The 21,036-nt window shown below is 41.6% G+C and carries 17 protein-coding genes; 15 read left to right on the top strand and 2 right to left on the bottom strand.

The genetic code is table 11. From position 1 onward, the window contains the following. The first annotated feature begins 166 nt into the window (after nt 1-166). The 5 genes from arcA (at nt 167) to ABVF55_RS07705 (ending at nt 6,526) form a co-directional block, all read left to right on the top strand. Nucleotides 167-1,396, top strand: a complete 1,230-nt coding sequence (arcA, locus tag ABVF55_RS07725) for an arginine deiminase (protein ID WP_003002445.1) — start codon at nt 167-169, stop codon at nt 1,394-1,396. Between the two features lie 95 nt (nt 1,397-1,491). After that, the gene (gene argF, locus ABVF55_RS07720) at nt 1,492-2,508 is read left to right on the top strand and encodes an ornithine carbamoyltransferase (protein ID WP_445285166.1); all 1,017 of its coding nucleotides are present in this window, start codon (nt 1,492-1,494) and stop codon (nt 2,506-2,508) included. An 85-nt stretch (nt 2,509-2,593) separates the two neighbouring features. Then, nucleotides 2,594-3,538, top strand: a complete 945-nt coding sequence (gene arcC / locus ABVF55_RS07715) for a carbamate kinase (protein WP_445285165.1) — start codon at nt 2,594-2,596, stop codon at nt 3,536-3,538. Nucleotides 3,539-3,662: 124 nt separating this feature from the next. Then, nucleotides 3,663-5,174 (top strand): YfcC family protein, encoded by a 1,512-nt coding sequence (locus tag ABVF55_RS07710; RefSeq protein WP_049486413.1) that lies wholly within the window; start codon nt 3,663-3,665, stop codon nt 5,172-5,174. Between the two features lie 17 nt (nt 5,175-5,191). Then, a complete protein-coding gene (locus tag ABVF55_RS07705) occupies nt 5,192-6,526 on the top strand; it encodes a dipeptidase (RefSeq protein WP_445285164.1) in 1,335 nt (444 codons plus the stop codon). Between the two features lie 29 nt (nt 6,527-6,555). On the opposite strand, the gene ABVF55_RS07700 is transcribed toward ABVF55_RS07705, so the two are convergent. Both ABVF55_RS07700 and queA read right to left on the bottom strand, forming a co-directional pair. Continuing rightward, nucleotides 6,556-7,026: an arginine repressor gene (locus ABVF55_RS07700; protein ID WP_003006364.1), complete on the bottom strand. Its 471-nt coding sequence runs from the start codon at nt 7,024-7,026 to the stop codon at nt 6,556-6,558. Between the two features lie 11 nt (nt 7,027-7,037). Continuing rightward, entirely contained in the window at nt 7,038-8,066 is a 1,029-nt protein-coding gene (queA, locus tag ABVF55_RS07695; protein WP_003006367.1) for a tRNA preQ1(34) S-adenosylmethionine ribosyltransferase-isomerase QueA, read from the bottom strand. A 307-nt stretch (nt 8,067-8,373) separates the two neighbouring features. On the opposite strand from queA, the gene ABVF55_RS07690 reads away from it, so the two are divergent. The 10 genes from ABVF55_RS07690 (at nt 8,374) to alaS (ending at nt 20,815) form a co-directional block, all read left to right on the top strand. Continuing rightward, the gene (locus tag ABVF55_RS07690) at nt 8,374-9,081 is read left to right on the top strand and encodes a glucosamine-6-phosphate deaminase (RefSeq protein WP_049506139.1); all 708 of its coding nucleotides are present in this window, start codon (nt 8,374-8,376) and stop codon (nt 9,079-9,081) included. Nucleotides 9,082-9,269: 188 nt separating this feature from the next. Further along, nucleotides 9,270-10,616 (top strand): DUF1958 domain-containing protein, encoded by a 1,347-nt coding sequence (locus ABVF55_RS07685; RefSeq protein WP_049506137.1) that lies wholly within the window; start codon nt 9,270-9,272, stop codon nt 10,614-10,616. Between the two features lie 70 nt (nt 10,617-10,686). Next, nucleotides 10,687-11,859, top strand: coding sequence for an MFS transporter (locus tag ABVF55_RS07680; RefSeq protein ID WP_445285163.1), 1,173 nt, complete (start codon nt 10,687-10,689; stop codon nt 11,857-11,859). A 167-nt stretch (nt 11,860-12,026) separates the two neighbouring features. Continuing rightward, a complete protein-coding gene (locus tag ABVF55_RS07675) occupies nt 12,027-12,602 on the top strand; it encodes a hypothetical protein (protein WP_150905721.1) in 576 nt (191 codons plus the stop codon). Nucleotides 12,603-12,675: 73 nt separating this feature from the next. After that, nucleotides 12,676-13,626: a competence protein CoiA gene (locus ABVF55_RS07670; RefSeq protein WP_445285162.1), complete on the top strand. Its 951-nt coding sequence runs from the start codon at nt 12,676-12,678 to the stop codon at nt 13,624-13,626. Nucleotides 13,627-13,892: 266 nt separating this feature from the next. Next, a complete protein-coding gene (pepF, locus tag ABVF55_RS07665) occupies nt 13,893-15,695 on the top strand; it encodes an oligoendopeptidase F (protein ID WP_031573459.1) in 1,803 nt (600 codons plus the stop codon). Between the two features lies 1 nt (nt 15,696). Continuing rightward, nucleotides 15,697-16,416, top strand: coding sequence for an O-methyltransferase (locus ABVF55_RS07660; RefSeq protein ID WP_003006390.1), 720 nt, complete (start codon nt 15,697-15,699; stop codon nt 16,414-16,416). 72 nt (nt 16,417-16,488) lie between these two features. After that, a complete protein-coding gene (gene prsA, locus ABVF55_RS07655; protein WP_445285161.1) occupies nt 16,489-17,433 on the top strand; it encodes a peptidylprolyl isomerase PrsA in 945 nt (314 codons plus the stop codon). A gap of 253 nt (nt 17,434-17,686) precedes the next feature. Further along, entirely contained in the window at nt 17,687-18,172 is a 486-nt protein-coding gene (locus tag ABVF55_RS07650; RefSeq protein WP_023917679.1) for an LURP-one-related/scramblase family protein, read from the top strand. A 24-nt stretch (nt 18,173-18,196) separates the two neighbouring features. Then, entirely contained in the window at nt 18,197-20,815 is a 2,619-nt protein-coding gene (alaS, locus tag ABVF55_RS07645) for an alanine--tRNA ligase (RefSeq protein WP_445285160.1), read from the top strand. Nucleotides 20,816-21,036: the final 221 nt, after the last annotated feature.

Here is a 21,036-nt window from a genome sequence, read left to right as displayed (position 1 = left end):
CAAAGAAAACGCTTCATATTAACTAAAAAATAGGAAAGATTCAAAAAAACGCAAAATTCTTTGCATTCAAAAAGTAGAATCCTTTGTGAAAGCGGTATCATTAAAGACTATAATAACAACTGTAATAAGCTTGTGAACAAGCTCAAAGAAAAAAGGAGGATGACAGATGTCAACTAAACCAATTCATGTTTTCTCAGAAATTGGAAAACTGAAAAAAGTAATGTTGCACCGTCCAGGTAAAGAGTTGGAAAACTTGATGCCTGACTATCTAGAGCGTCTTCTTTTTGATGATATTCCATTCTTGGAAGATGCACAAAAAGAACACGACAATTTTGCTCAAGCGCTTCGTAACGAAGGAATCGAAGTACTTTATCTTGAAAAATTGGCAGCTGAGTCATTGACTACTCCAGAAATTCGCGAACAATTCATCGAAGAATATCTTGATGAAGCAAACATTCGTGGACGCCAAACTAAAAACGCTATTCGCGAAATCCTTCGTGGTATTGAAGACAACCAAGAATTGGTTGAAAAAACAATGGCTGGTTTCCAAAAAGCTGAGCTTCCAGAAATTCCTGAAGCTGACAAAGGCTTGACAGACCTTGTTGAATCTGACTATCCATTTGCGATTGATCCAATGCCAAACTTGTACTTCACACGTGACCCATTTGCTACAATTGGGAATGCAGTATCATTGAACCACATGTATGCTGATACACGTAACCGTGAAACTTTGTATGGTAAATATATCTTCAAATATCACCCAGTATATGGTGGTAATGTAGAATTGGTTTACAACCGTGAAGAAGATACTCGTATCGAAGGTGGGGATGAACTCGTTCTTTCTAAAGATGTTTTGGCAGTTGGTATCTCACAACGTACTGATGCTGCATCTATTGAAAAATTGTTGGTAAACATCTTCAAGAAGAACGTTGGCTTCAAGAAAGTATTGGCCTTCGAATTTGCGAACAACCGTAAATTCATGCACTTGGATACAGTATTCACAATGGTGGACTACGATAAATTTACAATCCACCCAGAAATCCAAGGAAACCTTCGTGTCTTCTCTGTAACATATGAAAATGAAGCATTGAAGATTGTTGAAGAAAAAGGGGATTTGGCAGAATTGCTTGCTGAAAACCTTGGTGTTGAAAAAGTTACATTGATCCCTTGTGGTGATGGCAATGTGGTTGCAGCTGCTCGTGAACAATGGAACGACGGTTCAAATACACTTACAATCGCACCTGGTGTGGTAGTCGTATACGATCGTAACACAGTCACAAACAAGAAATTAGAAGAATACGGACTTCGTTTGATCAAGATCCGCGGAAGTGAATTGGTTCGCGGTCGTGGTGGACCTCGTTGTATGTCAATGCCATTTGAACGTGAAGAAATCTAATCATCCTTCTACAGGTTAGACGGGCTCAGTGTCTAAACTGAGCCCTCTAAACTGAATGACAGGATCCTATCAAGCATAATTAAAGGAGATAATTAATGACAGATTCAGTGTTCCAAGGACGTAGCTTCTTGGCAGAAAAAGACTTTACACGTGCAGAGTTAGAATACCTTATCGGATTTTCAGCTCACTTGAAAGACCTTAAAAAACGCAACATCGACCACCGCTACCTTGCTGGTAAAAACATTGCGCTTTTGTTTGAAAAAACTTCAACTCGTACTCGTGCTGCCTTCACAACAGCAGCTATCGACCTTGGTGCTCACCCAGAATACCTAGGTGCAAACGACATCCAACTTGGTAAAAAAGAATCTACAGAAGATACTGCTAAAGTTCTTGGACGTATGTTTGATGGTATTGAATTCCGTGGTTTCAGCCAACGTATGGTTGAAGAATTGGCTGAATTCTCAGGTGTTCCAGTATGGAATGGTTTGACTGACGAATGGCACCCAACTCAAATGCTTGCAGACTACTTGACAGTTCAAGAAAACTTTGGACGTTTGGAAGGTTTGACACTTGTATACTGTGGTGATGGACGTAACAACGTTGCAAACAGCCTTCTTGTAACAGGTGCTATCCTTGGTGTGAATGTACACATCTTCTCACCAAAAGAACTCTTCCCAGAAAAAGAAATCGTTGAATTGGCAGAAGGATTTGCAAAAGAAAGTGGCGCTCATATCTTGATCACTGAAGATGCTGACGAAGCTGTGAAAGGTGCAGACGTACTTTACACTGACGTTTGGGTATCAATGGGTGAAGAAGACAAATTTGCAGAACGTGTTGCCCTTTTGAAACCTTACCAAGTAAACATGGATTTGATTAAGAAAGCTGATAACGAAGACTTGATCTTCTTGCACTGCTTGCCAGCCTTCCACGATACAAACACTGTTTACGGTAAAGATGTTGCTGAAAAATTCGGAGTAAAAGAAATGGAAGTTACTGACGAAGTGTTCCGCAGCAAATATGCTCGTCACTTTGACCAAGCTGAAAACCGTATGCACACTATCAAAGCGGTTATGGCAGCTACTCTTGGTAACTTGTACATTCCAAAAGTTTAAGACTTTATAACCGTATACCAACAGCTATAGGGGCTGGACTGCTAGCTTTAGTCCTGCCCCTATTTTTTATAGAAAGGGAACCTTTATGTCAAGAAAAATCGTCGTTGCTTTGGGAGGAAATGCCATTCTCTCATCTGATCCTTCTGCAAAAGCTCAACAAGAAGCACTTGTAGAAACAGCTAAACATTTAGTTAAATTAATCAAAAATGGGGATGACTTGATCATCACTCACGGAAATGGTCCTCAAGTAGGAAACCTCTTGCTCCAACACTTGGCTGCAAATTCTGAAAAGAACCCAGCTTTTCCATTGGATTCATTAGTTGCAATGACTGAAGGAAGCATTGGCTACTGGCTTCAAAATGCTCTTCAAAATGCTCTTCTTGAAGAAGGCATCGAAAAAGACGTGGCTTCTGTTGTGACACAAGTCGTTGTTGATAAGAACGACCCAGCTTTTGTTAACCTCAGCAAACCAATTGGTCCATTCTACTCAGAAGAAGAAGCGAAAGCAGAAGCTGAAAAATCAGGTGCAACCTTTAAAGAAGATGCTGGTCGTGGTTGGCGTAAAGTTGTGGCTTCACCAAAACCAGTGGATATCAAAGAAATCAATACCATTCGTACTTTGTTGAACGACGGACAAGTCGTTGTAGCTGCCGGTGGTGGTGGTATCCCGGTTGTGAAAGAAGCAGATGGTAGCTTGACTGGTGTTGAAGCTGTTATCGATAAAGACTTCGCATCTCAACGTTTGGCTGAATTAGTAGAAGCAGACCTCTTCATCGTCTTGACTGGTGTCGATTATGTCTTTGTGAACTACAACAAACCAGACCAAGCGAAATTGGAACATGTGAATGTGGCTCAATTGGAAGAATATATCAAACAAGACCAATTTGCGCCAGGAAGCATGCTTCCTAAAGTAGAAGCTGCCATCGCCTTTGTAAATGGTCGCCCAGAAGGAAAAGCAGTGATCACTTCACTAGAAAATCTTGGAGCATTGATTGAGTCTGAAAGTGGAACAATCATCCAAAAAGACTAATGAAAAATTAGGAAAAAACTAGTATTTTAAAGCTTATTGTGATAGAATAAATCTATAGGTAAGCGTTTTACAAGAGACTCTTGTAAAACATCACTCACACTTTGTTGCGTTAGGAGGAAGACAAATGAGTGAAAAAACGAAAAAAGGATTTAAGATGCCTTCATCTTTTTCCGTATTGTTAATTATCATTGCTATTATGGCAGTGTTAACTTGGATTATTCCAGCTGGTCAATACAAGGTTGACGATGCAGGTGCTATCATTGCAGGTAGTTATGAATCTGTAAAAGCACATCCTCAAGGGATTTGGGATGTCTTGATGGCCCCAATCAATGCCATGCTTGGTAAAGCACCAACTAGTGCAGCGATTGACGTAGCCTTCTTCATCTTAATGGTCGGTGGTTTCCTTGGTGTTGTGAACGAAACAGGTACCCTTGATGTAGGGATTGCTTCTATCGTTCGTAAATACAAAGGCCGCGAAAAAATGTTGATTTTGATCTTGATGCCATTGTTTGCCCTTGGTGGTACAACTTATGGTATGGGTGAAGAAACCATGGCCTTCTATCCACTTCTTGTACCTGTTATGATGTCCGTTGGTTTTGACAGCTTGACAGGGGTAGCCATTATCCTTTTAGGATCACAAATCGGATGTTTGGCGTCAACATTGAACCCATTTGCGACAGTTATCGCATCTGATACTGCAGGTATCTCAAGTGCTTCAGGTCTCTTACTTCGTGTGATCTTCTGGATCGTATTGACAGGACTTAGCACATACTATGTATACCGTTATGCAGATAAGGTTCAAAAAGACCCAACCAAATCTCTCACCTATGCAACTCGTGAAGAAGATTTGAAACACTTCAATGTTGATAGTGGCGAAGAAATTCCTTCACAAATGAACAAGAAACAAAAACGTGTCTTGGTCGTCTTCATCTCAACATTCGTTATCATGGTTGCTGGATTTATCCCATTCAAAGATTTGGGTATTACATTCTTTAACAACTTTAACGAATCTCTCCATAAAATTCCAGTACTTGGTCAATTGATCGGTAACACAGATGCTCTTGGTACATGGTACTTCCCACAAACAGCTATGCTCTTTGCCTTCATGGGAATCCTCGTTGGTATCATTTATGGCTTGAAAGAAGATAAAATCATTTCATCTTTCATGAATGGTGCAGCTGACCTCTTGAGTGTTGCTCTTATCGTAGCGGTAGCACGTGGTATCCAAGTCATCATGAACGACGGTATGATCACTGCGACAATTCTTCACTGGGGTGAAGAAGGACTTAAAGGTCTTTCATCTCAATTGTTCATTGTCTTGACTTACATTTTCTACTTGCCAATGTCATTCTTGATCCCATCATCATCTGGTCTTGCCAGTGCAACAATGGGTATCATGGCACCTCTTGGTAAATTCGTCAATGTACCAGGTAGCTTGATTGTCACAGCTTACCAATCTGCATCTGGTGTCTTGAACTTGATCGCACCAACTTCAGGTATCGTAATGGGAGCTCTTGCTCTTGGACGTGTTGACTTGAGTGCATGGTGGAAATTCATGGGTAAATTGGTCGTAGCGATTGTTGTGATCACCATTGCCCTTCTTCTACTAGGAACTGTGGTTCCATTCTTGCAATAGAATAAAGTAGGTGTTTCATGAAAAATAGAATAAAGAACGATGTAAAAGAGCAGTTTTTAAACTCGCTTCAAACCATCATTTCTTACCCTTCTGTATTAAATGAAGGGGAAAATGGAACACCGTTTGGACAAGCTATCCAAGATGTCCTAGAAAAAACCTTAGAGCTTGCTCGAGAATTAGGTTTTCAAACATATATAGATCCTGAAGGATACTATGGATATGCAGAGATCGGTCAGGGGGAAGAACTCCTGGCCGTTCTTTGTCACTTGGATGTTGTTCCAGCCGGTGATTTACAAGATTGGCAAACGCCACCTTTTGAAGCGACTATTGTCGGTGATTATATAGTAGGTCGTGGTGTGCAGGATGATAAGGGACCGTCTCTTGCTGCCCTCTATGCAGTCAAGAGTTTGCTGGATGATGGCATCCAGTTTACCAAACGAATCCGCTTTATCTTTGGGACGGATGAAGAAACCTTGTGGCGCTGTATGAACCGCTACAACCAAATCGAAGAACAAGCAGATCTTGGATTTGCACCGGATTCCTCTTTCCCATTAACCTATGCTGAAAAAGGCTTATTACAAGTGAAATTGCATGGTCCAGGTTGGGATGATCTTCCTTTACAGGCTGGTCAGGCCCTCAATGTTGTTCCAGACAAGGCGACCTATGCTGGTCATCGTTTGGAAGAGTTGCTTCCTGTTTTGGATCAAAGTGGGGTTCGGTATAGCCAAACAGAAGATTCTGTAACGGTTTTGGGTGTTTCCAAGCATTCTAAAGATGCAGCTGAAGGAGTGAATGCTATTGTCGGTTTAGCGGAAAGTTTATCCCTCATCCAACCCCATCCAGCTTTGCTCTTTATCGCAGATGCAGTTGGTGAGGATGCAACGGGAGAAGCGCTATTTGGCCCTATTTCAGATGAACCAAGTGGGGATCTTTCCTTCAATCTTGCGACCCTTGTGATCGATCAAGAACAATCGGAAATCGGAATTGATATTCGGATCCCCGTCTTAGCAGACAAGGATGCCTTGGTAGCTCGTTTGCAAGAAATTGCGGCCAGCTATCAGTTGGAATATGAAGAGTTTGATTATTTAGCTCCTTTATATGTTCCTTTGGATAGTCCTTTAGTCAGCTCTTTGATGGCCGTCTACCAGGAAGAAACTGGTGATAAGACGCCAGCTATGTCTTCTGGTGGTGCGACATTTGCGCGGACCATGGAAAATTGTGTCGCTTTTGGGGCTCTTTTCCCAGGTGCGGAACAGACCGAGCACCAAGCCAATGAACGAGCAAAAATTGACGATCTCTATGCTGCGATGGAAATCTATCGAGAAGCCATTCAACGCTTAGCTACAACATAAAAAGTTTGGAAACTTGGTTTCCAAACTTTTTATTTACTAAAGAAGAAGGGTGGGGTGAATTCTTTTAATTTTTCAAAGCAATCCAAAGCTCCTTGGTTGTCTTCGCAGATAACCAAACAGACATCATCTCCACAGATGGTGGCTACAATTTCTTGGAGTTCCAATGCATCTAAGATCGCTCCAAAAGATTGAGCGAGGCCTGGAAGAGTTTTTACAACGACCTGGTTTTGAACGGGCCGCAACATGACTAAGGCATCTTCCATATACATCCGCAGGCGCTTTTCCCAACGGGAAGGAGCGATGGTGTTCATGGCATAGTAGGAACTATCCCCCTCGTTAATTTTTACCAAATTCAAGGATTTGACATCCCGTGAAAGGGTGGACTGGGTAACGAGAACACCATTGGCTTCTAAGGCTTCCTGGAGTTCTTGTTGAGTATGAATCCTACGCTCAGAAATGATCGAGCGGATCAAGCGATGGCGGCTTTCAATTTTATTCATGAGAGACTCCTTTACTTGATGAACATAGCATCCCCGAAACTGAAGAACCGGTAGCGTTCTTGAATCGCATGGTGGTATGCTTCTAGGGTTAATTCACGGCCGGCAAAGGCAGAAACCAACATGACCAGAGTTGATTTTGGAAGGTGGAAGTTGGTAGAAAAAGCATCGACGACTTTCCATTCATAACCTGGTTTGATAAAAATATTGGTCCAGCCTGAATCGGCTTGGATATCACCATCAAATTTGTTTCCAATCGTTTCAAGAGTTCGGATAGAAGTCGTTCCGACGGCTACGATGCGTTTCCCTGCAGCTTTTACCTGACGAAGGGTCGCAGCAGCTTCTTCAGAAAGTTGGTAGAATTCAGAGTGCATCTCATGGTCTTCAAGATTGTCCACAGATACTGGACGGAAGGTTCCTAGGCCCACATGAAGGGTCAAATAGACCAGGTGAACCCCTTTTGCTTCAATTTTTTGGAGCAATTCTTGGGTGAAATGAAGACCTGCCGTCGGAGCTGCAGCAGAACCATTTTCTTTGGCGTAAACGGTTTGGTAACGCTCGCGGTCAGCCAGTTTTTCATGGATATAGGGAGGAAGTGGCATTTCACCAAGGCTTTCCAAAACTTCTAAAAAGATCCCTTGGTAGTGGAAGCGAACGATACGGCCTCCGTGCTCTAATTCTTCCTCAACGGTTGCGGTCAACCGACCATCTCCGAAGCTGACTGTGGCCCCTACCTTTAAGCGTTTTGCAGGTTTTGCCAAGACTTCCCAACAGTCATCTTGCGTATTTTTAAGGAGAAGGAATTCGACGTGACCACCTGTTTCTGGTTTGACTCCATGAAGGCGGGCTGGTAGAACGCGCGTATTGTTCATGACAAGAGCATCTCCTGGCTCCAATTCATCCAAAATTGCATCAAAATGACGGTCTTGGAATTGCCCTGTTTTTCGATCGAGGATCAAGAGTTTAGAGGCATCGCGTTTTTCAAGAGGGGTTTGAGCAATCAGTTCTTCAGGCAAATCAAAGTCAAAGTCGTTGGTATTCATTAGCGCTCCTTTTATAATAAATTTGTGAGTAGATAGATGGTAGTCCCGACAGCTAAGAGCATCAGGCTGATTCCCATCAAAAAGATCAGGACCTTGAGAATCTTTCTTTGATGAATCAAGAAAGATAAGAGAAAGACAAGGAGTCCGATCAAAAAAATGATGAATAATAGTGATACAATCATACCTTTCATTATATCACGAATCGACTTGAAAATGAAAAAAATGCCAGAAAAAGATAGCGGTTTCACTTGACAAAAATTGGTCTATACCATATAATAAAAGCATAGAGAAATAGGAGGTCTATCCAATGAAAATTATTGAAGTAAAGGACCAAATTGAGGGTGGAAAAGTTGCCTTTGATATATTGAAAGAAACTTTAAAGGAAGGTGCTCAAACCTTAGGTCTTGCGACTGGAAGCAGTCCCCTTGAGTTTTATAAACAAATTCGTGAAAGTGATCTGGATCTGTCTAATCTAATCAGTGTGAACTTAGATGAATACGTAGGATTGACGGGAGATGATCCTCAATCTTATCGGTATTTCATGGAGAAAAATCTCTTTGATGCCAAACCATTCAAAGAAAGCTATCTCCCATCAGGTGTAGAAGAATCTGCTGATCAAGAAGTGATCCGTTATAACAAAATACTCGAAGAGCATCCAGTGGACCTCCAAATCTTGGGAATCGGACGCAATGGGCATATCGGTTTTAATGAGCCAGGGACATCCTTTGATAGTCAGACCCACTTAGTTCAGTTGGATGACTCTACCATTGAGGCCAATTCTCGTTTCTTTGATAAGATCGAAGATGTACCAACCCAAGCCATTTCGATGGGGATTGCCAATATCTTAGCTGCGAAATCAATTGTCTTGTTTGCTTATGGGGAATCAAAAGCCCAAGCAATCAAAGGTACAGTAGAGGGTGAAAGGACAGAAAAAGTGCCAGCTAGTGCCCTTCAAGGACATCCAAATGTGACCATTATTGCGGATAAGGAAGCCTTGAGCTTGTTAAGTCGATAAAAAACAGGACCTATCGCCGATTTATTCGGGCCAGATAGGTTTTTTTCTGCTTCAAAATATGGTACAATACAAGTAATTATCTGCTGGGATTAGCTCTTTTCATCTACTGGGAGACAAGAGGAAAGGGCATGAGGGCTAGAAGCTTATTTTAGCCTCCAGCTGATTAGTCTGTTATAAAGGAAAAGTTTATGATAAAAAAATATTTGATCCATATTTGCCTCCTTATGAGTCTCTTATGCCAGCCAATTCTAGCGAGTGCGGATGAATTGGTGGATATGGCGCAAAAGATGTATCCAAATGACAATGTCCAAGCCATTAACCGTCCACATTCTTCGCTTATTATTGACGGAAATACGGGCAATGTTCTTTGGAAAGACAATATCGATGAAGTCAGAGATCCTGCCAGCATGAGTAAGCTCATGACGCTCTATCTCTTGTTTGAAGATATGGCAAATGGCAAGATCAGTAAGGATACAGTGATCAAGGCGACCGCTTCAGACCAAGCGATCGGAAAGATCTATGAGATCTCCAACAATAATATTGTTGCTGGGGTAGACTACACAATTCCTGAGTTGATTACCATGACAGTGGTTCCATCCTCAAATGTATCGACCCTCATGTTGGCCAATCTCATGTCCAACAATGATCCAGATGCCTTTATCGAGCGCATGAATGCCAAGGCTAAGGAATTAGGGATGACCAATACGGTCTGGAATAACCCGAGTGGGGCGGCCATCTCCACCTTGCAGGGCTACTATCAGGTCAACAATTATCCAAATGATGCGGCCAACCAGACAACTGCGCGTGATTTAGGGATTCTGGTTTATCATTTTATCAATCAATACCCAGATATTTTAAACTATACCAATCAAGCACAAGTCACGGTCAAAAAAGGGACTCCATATGAGGAAACCTTTGATACCTACAATTATTCATTGCCAGGAGCCAAGTATGCCTTGAAAGGTGTGGATGGTTTGAAAACTGGTTCAAGCCCTCGTGGAGCTTTCAACTATATCGCGACCATCAAACGGGGCAATCAGCGCTTAATTGCTGTCATTATGGGCGTAGGAGATTGGGCAGACCAAGATGGGGAATATTACCGTCACCCGTTTGGCAATGCCTTGATCGAAAAAGCCTATAAAGATTTTGGCTATAAAAAATTGCTAGATGCAGGTGTCCAGAAGATTGACGGCAAGACCTATACACTTGAAAAACCCTTCTATGCAACGGTCAAAAGAGGTGCTAAAGAACCGACCCTTGCGGTAAAAGATGGCTATCTGACAGTAGATAATGATCTCTACACCTTGTCTGAAGGTATCCGAGATGATATGAAGGTAGAAGAAGGGGCCAAGCCAGAGCTTGTCAAAGAAGCAGCAAGTGGGAAAAAGACAACGGCTAAGCACAGTAAATGGCTTTCGCTGGATCACTTCCTGATCTTGATTCCAATTCTCATTCTTGTCATCATTCTCTCGATTGAAAAACAAAGTCGTGAGAGACGCAAAAAAGAGGCACAAAAGCGCTATAATAAAGAGTAAAATAAAACCTAACTGATTGTCAGTTGGGTTTTGTCATTGTCTCATTCCGATATTTTTAGAAAGGATTCATATGAAAAAATTCCGAAATTCTTATGCGGCTTATATGCTGCTCTATAGTTTTTATTTTATGTCCACATCTCTCTTTACGACCCTTATTTCCGTTTATTTGATAGGAAAGCACTATAGTGCAACTCAAGTGTCGACCTTGGTATCGGTTGCCTTTTTCTTATCCATGGTAGCCCAACCCTTCTTTGGGTATATCAATGAGCGATTTGGAATCGTAAAAATGACGACCCTCAGTCTGAGTGTGATCATTGGTGGTGTCTTCGGTTTTCTTTGGGCCCCCAATCTATTTTGGCTGACCGTTTTTTATGGAATTGTTCTAGTCTGTTTGAATGGGACAGCTCCCATGATGGAAGTTTTTGCAACACAAAGTCCATACGCTTTTGGGAAGATTCGCGTTTGGGGAACCATTGGCTACTCGGTCGGTGTCCAAATAGCCGGCTGGGTCTATCATCAGTTTAGCCCCCAAGCTGTCTATTATACGGTTTTGATCACCATTGTATTGAGTCTCTTCTGCCTAAGTGCGGTTCGGATGAAGACAAGAGAGAAAACAGAAGAAAAGGTTAAAGAGCCGGTCTCTATTCGTCCTCTTCTTCAAAATGGACCTTATCTCTTCTTTATTGTGTTGATTGGGTTGGCTTCAGGGGTTGGAAATATTGGTCATACCTATATTCCTGAGTTGCTCATGGATAGTGGTCTACCAGTCCATATTGCCTCTACGGTTGTAGCTATCTCAGTCGTAGTGGAAGCTCCCTTGATCTTTTTCTCTGATCGATTCATGGACCACTGGCCTTTACGGGTTTTGATCGCTCTTCCAATCGGGATTATTTTTGCTCAATATGTTGTCTACGCTCTTCCAAGTCCTGTCTTCTTAAAAGTGATAATGACACTCTTAGCTAAGCATACAACAGGGATGGTGTTGATTATGGTCTCCTTACGGTTTATTGCCCAACAGGTAAATGGCAAAGACTTGGTTCTTGCCATGGCCATTGTCCAAGGAGCTCGTTATTTAGGAACCATTCTTTTACAACCTCTCGCAGCCCTCTGTATTGAAAGAGGTGGTTACCAAGTCATGAGTTTCTTTTTAGCAGGGGTTGTAGGGATCGTCTTTTTGCTGAGTTTTGCCTTAAAAATGCCCCAAGGGAAGGCTCACGGCCTTTTTGGTGGCAAAGCAGACTAATGAAATTGTTACAATTGTATGACTAATCATCGAGGAGTTGGACAGAAACACTGATTTCACAGTGTTTTGTCCAACTTTTTTGCTATTATTAAGAACTAGTGATTAATTTGACAATCAAAGTATCCGATGGTAGAATGAGGTAAAATAAATATAAAGGAGACCATTTTATGAAAAAAATGATCTTATCGACAGTTGCTCTTTTGACGATTGTTTCCCTAGCTGCTTGTTCAAACAAACAAGACACAAAGAAGGAAACTTCAAATAGTCAATCAACTACTAAAGTGACGAGCAAATCTGACAACACTTCAAAAAGTAAGGATACTTCAACAGATTCAGAAGAGACTTCATCTTCTAAACTCTTAACAGATGCTGAAATCAGTAAAGCAAAAACTGTTGGGGACTTCAAAAAGTTGTTTGCAAAATTAATGGATCAATCTGTTTCACTTACCGAAGAAGCAGGTAAGTCTGTGACAGGTTCTGCAAAAGAGCAATACGATGCAACTGTTAGCGCCTTGAAGCAAGAATTGGAAAACCAAAAAGATATCTTTAATGAAGGCTTGGAAAGCATCGGTTCAGATAGCACAGTCGTTCCTAAAGAAAAGCGTGAAGCTTTGATCGAAAGCTTGAAAGATGCTCGAGAAGAGTTGGAAAGTACTCGTAAAGAAATGAAAGATATGCAGAAAGAATTGAGTAAATCTCCTGTTGCAGATGACGACAGTGATGATTCAGATTCTGAAGAATAAAAGGAAGAAGAGGTTGGAATTTCCAGCCTTTTTCTTATTTTTTTTCGAATGATATAGATGAGGAGGTGGGGCGATGTTTATTGCCATGGATAACAATCAAAAGCGGTGGAACTGTATGGAAGAGATCCCAGCTGTGACAGAAGGTCCCTTCTATTGCTTAGCTTGTCATAGTCCAGTGCGTCTAAAAAATGGCTCGGTTCTACGGGCTCATTTTGCTCATGTAGAATTACAGCATTGTCCCTATCATCACGAAGCGGAGAGTTTTGAACATCTGGAATTGAAAGCCAGTCTTTATGACTGGGCCTCTAAGGAGTCTAAAACAGAGGTAGAAAGTTATTTAGCAGACTTTCAACAAATTGCCGATCTTTTGGTAGTAGACAAGAACTTAGCTTTGGAAGTGCAGTGCAGCTCCCTATCTTTAGAACGCTTGAAGGAGAGAAGCGATGCTTATCGATCCCATGGTTACCAGGTCTATTGGTTACTTGGTAAAAAGTTGTGGCTCAAGGAAAGACTGACAAAGCTACAGGCTGGTTTTCTTTATTTTAGTCAGAATCGCGGGTTCCATCTTTGGGAATTGGATCTGACAAAGAAAGAGTTACGTTTGCAATACCTCATCCATGAGGATTTGAGAGGGCGATTGCATTATCAAACAGAAGTTTTCCCTTTTGGTCAAAGGTCTTTACTGGAAGTCTTACGGACCCCTTATCTTTCGCAACCCATGCAGCAAATGGCAGTCGAGCTCGATCGGACATTTTTAACGTATATACAGCAGCAACTCTTTTATCGTCATCCAAAGTGGCTGAAGCTTCAGGAAGAACTCTATATGCAGGGACAACATCTGATGGAACTGGGGCTAGATTTCTTTTATCCTCTTTGTCGTCCGATCCTTTCGCAAAACTTGCTTCAAATTGAAGAGGATGTAGAAGATTACTACCAGCAATTTATGACCTATTATCAGTCGCAAGGGATCCAACCCGTTCAGATCCTCTATCCCCCACGTTTTTATGCTCAACAGAAAAGCTAACTTTCTAAGATAGAAATCCTCCCGAAATGTTCATTTTTGTCTATTAGAATAGACAATAAAAAAGAGCTGTTTTCATTTCGCTTTTTTAACTATACGGGCAAGAATTGAATACGGTTTTGAATATGGTTTTTATAAACTATTGAGAATTAACAAGTAACTATTAAAATTAGAAAGCCTTATTTTAAAAGCTTTTCAAGTATTAATAGAAATTAATAGAAAGCATTTTTCAAATATGCTAAAATAGAACCATTGGAGGATTAATCGAAATGGTAAAACAACGTAATGAAATTGATGAAAAATACCAATGGGATTTGTCGACAATTTTTGCGACAGATCAAGCTTGGGAAGAAGAAGCAGCTAGCTTAGCTGCAGATATTAAAGCAGCAAGCCACTATGCTGGTCATTTGTTGGATTCGGCGCAAACACTGTTGGATACAACCAATGCATATTTGGAATTGAGCCGTCGTTTAGAAAAAGTCTACGTCTATGCCCATATGAAAAATGACCAAGACACACGAGTGGCTAAATACCAAGAGTACCAATCAAAAGGGATGTCTCTTTATAGCTTGTTAGGTGAAACCTTTGCCTTCTATGAGCCTGAATTTATGGCCATTACGGATGAGCAGTACAAGGCCTTTGTGAGTGAAGTTCCAGCCTTGGAACAATATGGTCATTATTTTGATCGTTTGCTAGAGAAAAAAGAACATGTCTTGTCTCAAAAAGAAGAGGAATTACTTGCAGGAGCTGGTGAGATCTTTGCGGCTGGTGGTGAAACCTTTGAAATCTTGGACAATGCAGATATTGTTTTCCCAACTGTGCATGATGACAAGGGTGAAGAAGTTCAATTAACCCATGGAAACTATATTTCTTTGGTAGAATCAAAAGATCGTGCCGTTCGTAAAGAAGCTTACGAAGGCCTCTACAAGGTTTATGAACAGTACCAACATACCTATGCTAAAACCTTGCAAACCAATGTGAAAGTTCATAACTTTAATGCTAAAGTTCGCAAATTCTCTTCTGCCCGTGAAGCGGCCCTTTCTGAAAACTTTGTACCAGAAAGTGTTTATGATAGCTTGGTAGCAGCTGTGAACAAACACTTGCCACTCTTGCAACGCTATGTGCAATTGCGCTCAAAAATTCTAGGAATCTCAGACTTGAAGATGTACGATATGTATACGCCATTATCCGATACAGATTACAAGTTTACCTATGAAGAATCATTGGCCAAAGCAGAAGAAGTCTTGGCTGTTTTGGGTGAGGACTACCTTTCTCGTGTGAAACGAGCCTTCAGCGAACGGTGGATTGATGTGCATGTCAACCAAGGAAAACGCTCAGGTGCTTATTCAGGTGGTTCTTATGATACCAATGCCTTCATGTTGTTGAACTGGCAAGATACATTGGATAATCTCTTCACCTTGGTGCATGAAACTGGTCACAGTATGCATTCTAGCTATACCCGTGAAACCCAGCCTTATGTCTATGGGGACTATTCCATCTTCCTTGCTGAAATCGCCTCTACAACCAATGAAAATATCCTGACCGAACGTCTGTTAGAAGAAGTAGAAGACGATGCAACTCGCTTTGCTATTTTGAATCACTTCTTGGATGGCTTCCGTGGAACGGTCTTCCGTCAAACGCAGTTTGCTGAATTTGAGCATGCTATCCATAAAGCAGACCAAGAAGGTACCGTTTTGACTAGTGAGTTCTTAAACAACCTCTATGCAGAGCTCAATGAAAAATACTATGGTCTTTCAAAAGAAGACAACCCTGAGATCCAATATGAATGGGCTCGGATTCCTCACTTCTACTATAACTACTATGTCTTCCAATATTCAACAGGTTTTGCAGCAGCTTCAGCCTTAGCTGAAAAAATTGTTCATGGAACACAAGAAGATCGTGATAAATATATCGACTACTTGAAGGCTGGAAATTCTGACTATCCACTCAATGTCATCCGCAAAGCAGGTGTGGACATGGAAAAAGAAGACTACTTGGACGCAGCCTTTGCGGTCTTTGAACGTCGGTTGAATGAATTTGAAGCCCTAGTAGAAAAATTAGGACTCGCATAAGATGGTAGAGTCTTATAGTAAAAATGCCAACCACAATATGCGCCGGCCAGTGGTTAAAGATGAGATCGTTGACTTTATGCGCACGCGTCAAAAACCGGTAGCAGGTGCCTTGGAGGAGTTAGAAGCATTCGCCCGCAAGGAAAATATTCCGATTATTCCGCATGAAACGGTAGCTTACTTTAGACTACTCCTGCAAGCCCTACAACCAAAGAAAATCCTGGAAATTGGGACAGCAATTGGATTTTCAGCGCTCTTAATGGCTGAAAATGCTCCCGATGCACAAATTACCACTATTGATCGGAATGAAGAGATGATTGGCTTTGCCAAGGAAAATCTGGCTAAATACGATCAGAGAAAGCAAATCACCTTGCTTGAAGGAGATGCAGTAGATGTATTGCAGGATTTAACAGAGACCTATGACTTTGTCTTTATGGACTCTGCTAAGTCTAAGTACATCGTCTTTTTGCCACGAATTCTCGAACTCTTAGAGGTTGGGGGAGTCGTGGTATTGGATGATATTTTCCAAGGAGGAGATGTTGCCAAGGACATCATGGAAGTGCGTCGTGGGCAACGAACCATTTACCGGGGGCTTCAGAACCTCTTTCATGCGACTCTCAATCATCCAGATTTGACCGCTAGTTTGGTGCCACTTGGAGATGGTATATTAATGATTCGGAAAAATGCAGAGACGGTAACCTTGCCAGATCCTAGCTCTTTTTAGGTAAATTTAAGGTATTCTCTCTAATTTGTGGTAAAATAGAAGAAGTTTAAAAAGGAACGGAGAATAATTTTCATGAAGAAAAAACTTGTAGCGGGTGCTGTGACCTTGCTATCAGTCGTAACACTAACAGCGTGTGCCAATGGCACAAACAAAGATATCGTGACCATGAAAGGGGACACGATCACAGTTTCTGATTTCTATAATGAAATCAAAACCAACCAAGGTGCTCAACAAGTTCTTTTCCAAATGACCATCAATAAAGTCTTTGAAAAAGAATATGGATCAAAAGTTTCTGATAAAGAAGTCGATAAAGAATTGGCTAAACAAAAGAAACAATTAGGTAACCAATTCGATGCATACTTGGCGCAACAAGGCTTGACGGAAGAAACAGCGAAGAAACAAATCCGTAGCAATATGTTGTTGGAATATGCAGTCAACCAAGCGGCTAAGAAAGATATCAAAGAGTCTGACTACAAGGCAGCTTTTGAATCTTACACACCAGAAGTAACAGCACAAATTATCAAGTTAGATTCAGAAGATAAAGCAAAAGAAGTGTTGGAAGCTGCTAAAGCGGAAGGTGCAGACTTTGCCCAAATCGCCAAAGACAATTCAACAGATACTGCTACAAAAGATAAAGGTGGCGAAGTTAAGTTCGATTCAGGAACATCAGGTATCCCATCTCAAGTCAAAGAAGCTGCCTTTAAATTGGATGAAAACGGGATTTCAGATGTGATCACAGTTTCAGCAGGTCAAAACTATTCTGCTAGCTACTATATTGTCAAATTGAATAAGAAGACAGAAAAAGGTTCTGACTGGAAGAAATACGAAAAACGTTTGAAAGAGATCATTGTTGACGGTCGTAAGCAAGATACCAATTTCATCCGTAGCGTTATTGCAAAAGCGATGACCAATGCCAATATCAAGGTCAAAGATGATGCTTTCAAATCAACATTTAACCAATATTTGCAAAATATCGGTGTTCAAACGAGCGATAGCAGCTCATCATCTAAAAAATAGTTGACGGTTCCATTTGGAACTTGTATAATGAAATAGTTGAGAATAAATCATTGTTACTCGGAATCAGAGAAGTGGCGGGGGTGCGAGCCATGGAAGAGAAATGATTTTGCTACTCGGCTGAGACAATTGCATATAAAATGAAGAATGACAAGTTCATTGAATGAAGGTGGTACCGCGGTTTTTCGCCCTTCGTTTAGTGGCTTGTCTTTTGTTTATGGGCAGTTGTCTGGAGCTTTTTAAAGGAGATCAAAAGATGCGAACCTATCAAGTGAAACAAAAATTTCGATTGGGTGGCGAGCGATTCGATATCAAAGATGAGTTGGGAAATGTTGAATACCAGGTTGAGGGATCTTTTCTTAAGATTCCCAAGACTTTTACCATCTATGATAAGAATGGACAAGAAGTGAGCCACATTACTAAAAAAACAATCAGCTTTCTTCCCAAGTTTGTGGTTGAGTTGAAGGATGGGGACCGCTTTTTTATCCATAAAAAGCTGACGCTCTTCAGGGATAAGTACGATATCGAAGATTTGGGACTTCGGGTACAAGGAAATATCTGGGACCTAGAATTCAAATTATTCGATGATCGGGATCAAATCGTTGCTGAGATTAGCAAGGAACTCTTTCATCTAACCTCTACCTACCAAGTATCGGTGTATGAGGATGAATACGCTGATTTAGTCATCTCACTTTGTGTCGCCATCGATTATGTCGAAATGTTAGAAGCTAGCGCAAATTAATCTTAAAAAAATTAGGAGACAAATATGAAACAATTATCTAGTGCACAAGTCCGTCAAATGTGGCTTGATTTCTGGGCAAGCAAAGGCCACTCTGTAGAACCATCAGTTAGCTTGGTTCCAGTAAACGATCCAACACTTTTGTGGATCAACTCAGGGGTTGCCACTCTTAAAAAATACTTCGATGGAACCATCAAACCTGAAAATCCACGGATTACCAATGCTCAAAAAGCTATTCGTACCAATGATATCGAAAACGTAGGGAAGACTGCTCGTCACCATACTATGTTTGAAATGTTGGGGAATTTCTCAATCGGAGATTACTTCCGTGATGAAGCCATTACTTGGGCTTATGAACTTTTGACTAGTCCGGAATGGTTTGATTTCCCTAAAGACAAACTTTACATGACCTATTACCCTGATGACAAGGATTCATACAACCGTTGGATCGCTGTTGGGGTGGATCCAAGTCACTTGATCCCAATCGAAGACAACTTCTGGGAAATCGGTGCAGGGCCTTCTGGACCAGATACAGAAATCTTCTTCGACCGTGGAGAAGAATTTGACCCAGAAAACATCGGTCTTCGTCTGCTTGCAGAAGATATCGAAAACGACCGTTACATCGAAATCTGGAACATTGTCTTGTCACAATTTAACGCAGACCCTGCTGTTCCTCGTAGCGAATACAAGGAATTGCCACACAAGAACATTGATACGGGCGCTGGTTTGGAACGTTTGGTAGCCGTTATCCAAGGAGCGAAGACCAACTTTGAAACAGACCTCTTCATGCCAATCATCCGTGAAGTGGAAAAGATGTCTGGTAAGACCTATGATCCAGATGGCGATAACATGAGCTTCAAGGTGATTGCTGACCACATCCGTTCGCTTTCATTTGCGATTGGTGATGGGGCTCTTCCAGGTAATGAAGGACGCGGTTACGTTCTTCGTCGTCTCCTCCGTCGTGCTTCCATGCATGGTCAAAAATTGGGGATTGAAGGAACCTTCTTGTATAAATTGGTTCCAACCGTTGGGAAGATCATGGAAAGTTACTACCCAGAAGTACTTGAAAAACAAGACTTTATCGAAAAAATTATCAAGAGTGAAGAAGAGTCATTTGCTCGTACTTTGAATTCTGGTCAACACTTTGCCCAAACCATCGTTGAAGACTTGAAAGCCAAAGGTCAAACAGTGATTGCTGGTCAAGATGTCTTTAAACTTTATGATACATACGGATTCCCAGTGGAATTGACAGAAGAAATCGCTGAAGAAGCTGGAATGACAGTCGATCGTGAAGGTTTTGAAGCAGCCATGAAGGAACAACAAGAACGTGCGCGTGCATCTGCTGTCAAAGGTGGATCTATGGGGATGCAAAATGAAACCCTTCAAAACATTACAGTTGAAAGTAGCTTCAACTACAATGCTAGCCAATTGCCTTCTAAGTTGGTGGCTATCGTAGCGGACAATGCAGAAGTAGAAGCTGTATCTGAAGGGACTGCATCACTGATCTTTGCAGAAACTCCATTCTACGCTGAAATGGGTGGACAGGTTGCGGACCATGGTCAAATATTGGATGCTGCAGGAAACGTCGTAGCGACAGTGACAGATGTTCAAAAAGCACCAAACGGACAACCACTCCATACCGTTGAAGTTCTCGCACCTCTTACCTTGAACCAAGAATACACCTTGGCTATCGATACCAATCGTCGTCATCGTGTTATGAAGAACCACACTGCAACTCACTTGCTCCATGCGGCTCTTCACAATATCCTTGGTAACCATGCAACCCAAGCAGGATCTCTCAACGAAGTAGAATTCCTTCGCTTTGACTTTACCCACTTCCAAGCCGTAACTCCTGAAGAATTGCGCGCTATTGAACAACAAGTCAATGAAAAGATTTGGGAAGCGATCGCAGTCGAAACGATTGAAACAGATATCGATACTGCTAAAGAAATGGGAGCCATGGCCCTCTTTGGTGAAAAATACGGTAAAGAAGTTCGTGTTGTCACTATCGGGGACTACTCTGTTGAGCTCTGTGGTGGTACTCACGTAGGCAATACTTCTGAAATTGGTCTCTTCAAGATTGTCAAAGAAGAAGGGATCGGATCAGGAACTCGTCGTATCTTGGCAGTGACTGGTAAGGAAGCCTTCGAAGCTTATCGTGAACAAGAAGATGCTCTGAAAGCAGTCGCAGCAACCTTGAAAGCACCTCAACTCAAAGAAGTCCCTCATAAGGTGGAAGGTCTTCAAGAACAACTTCGTCAATTGCAAAAAGAAAATGCAGAATTGAAGGAAAAAGCAGCAGCAGCGGCAGCAGGTGATGTCTTCAAGAATGTTCAAGAAGCAAATGGACACCGTTACATTGCTAGCCAAGTTTCTGTATCAGATGCAGGTGCCCTTCGTACCTTTGCGGATAACTGGAAACAAAAAGACTACTCTGATGTGCTTGTTCTTGTCGCAGCCATCGGTGACAAGGTCAATGTCCTTGTAGCCAGCAAGACAAAAGAGGTCCATGCAGGTAATGTGATCAAAGAATTGGCTCCAATCGTCGATGGACGTGGTGGTGGTAAACCAGACATGGCCATGGCAGGAGGAAGCAACCAAGCGAAGATTCAAGAATTGTTGGATGCTGTAGCAGGTAAATTGTAATAATCGGAGAGGTTGGATGTTTGTCCAACCTCTTTTTTCAAAAAGAAGCAGATCCAATTAGAAAAAGATTGCAACAAAAAAACCTTTCCGTCTGGAAAGGTTTCAGATTGAAGATAAAGTCTTCTAAAAAACTTTTCTTAGGTGAGTACGGACGTCAGCGAACTTCAAAGAAGTTCCATGACTTAGTTTTGGACCTAAGGTTCCAAAACTCCCGAGTGCTA

Source organism: Streptococcus sp. KHUD_012, assembly GCF_052588255.1.
This window is presented reverse-complemented; position numbering and strand designations above follow the sequence as displayed.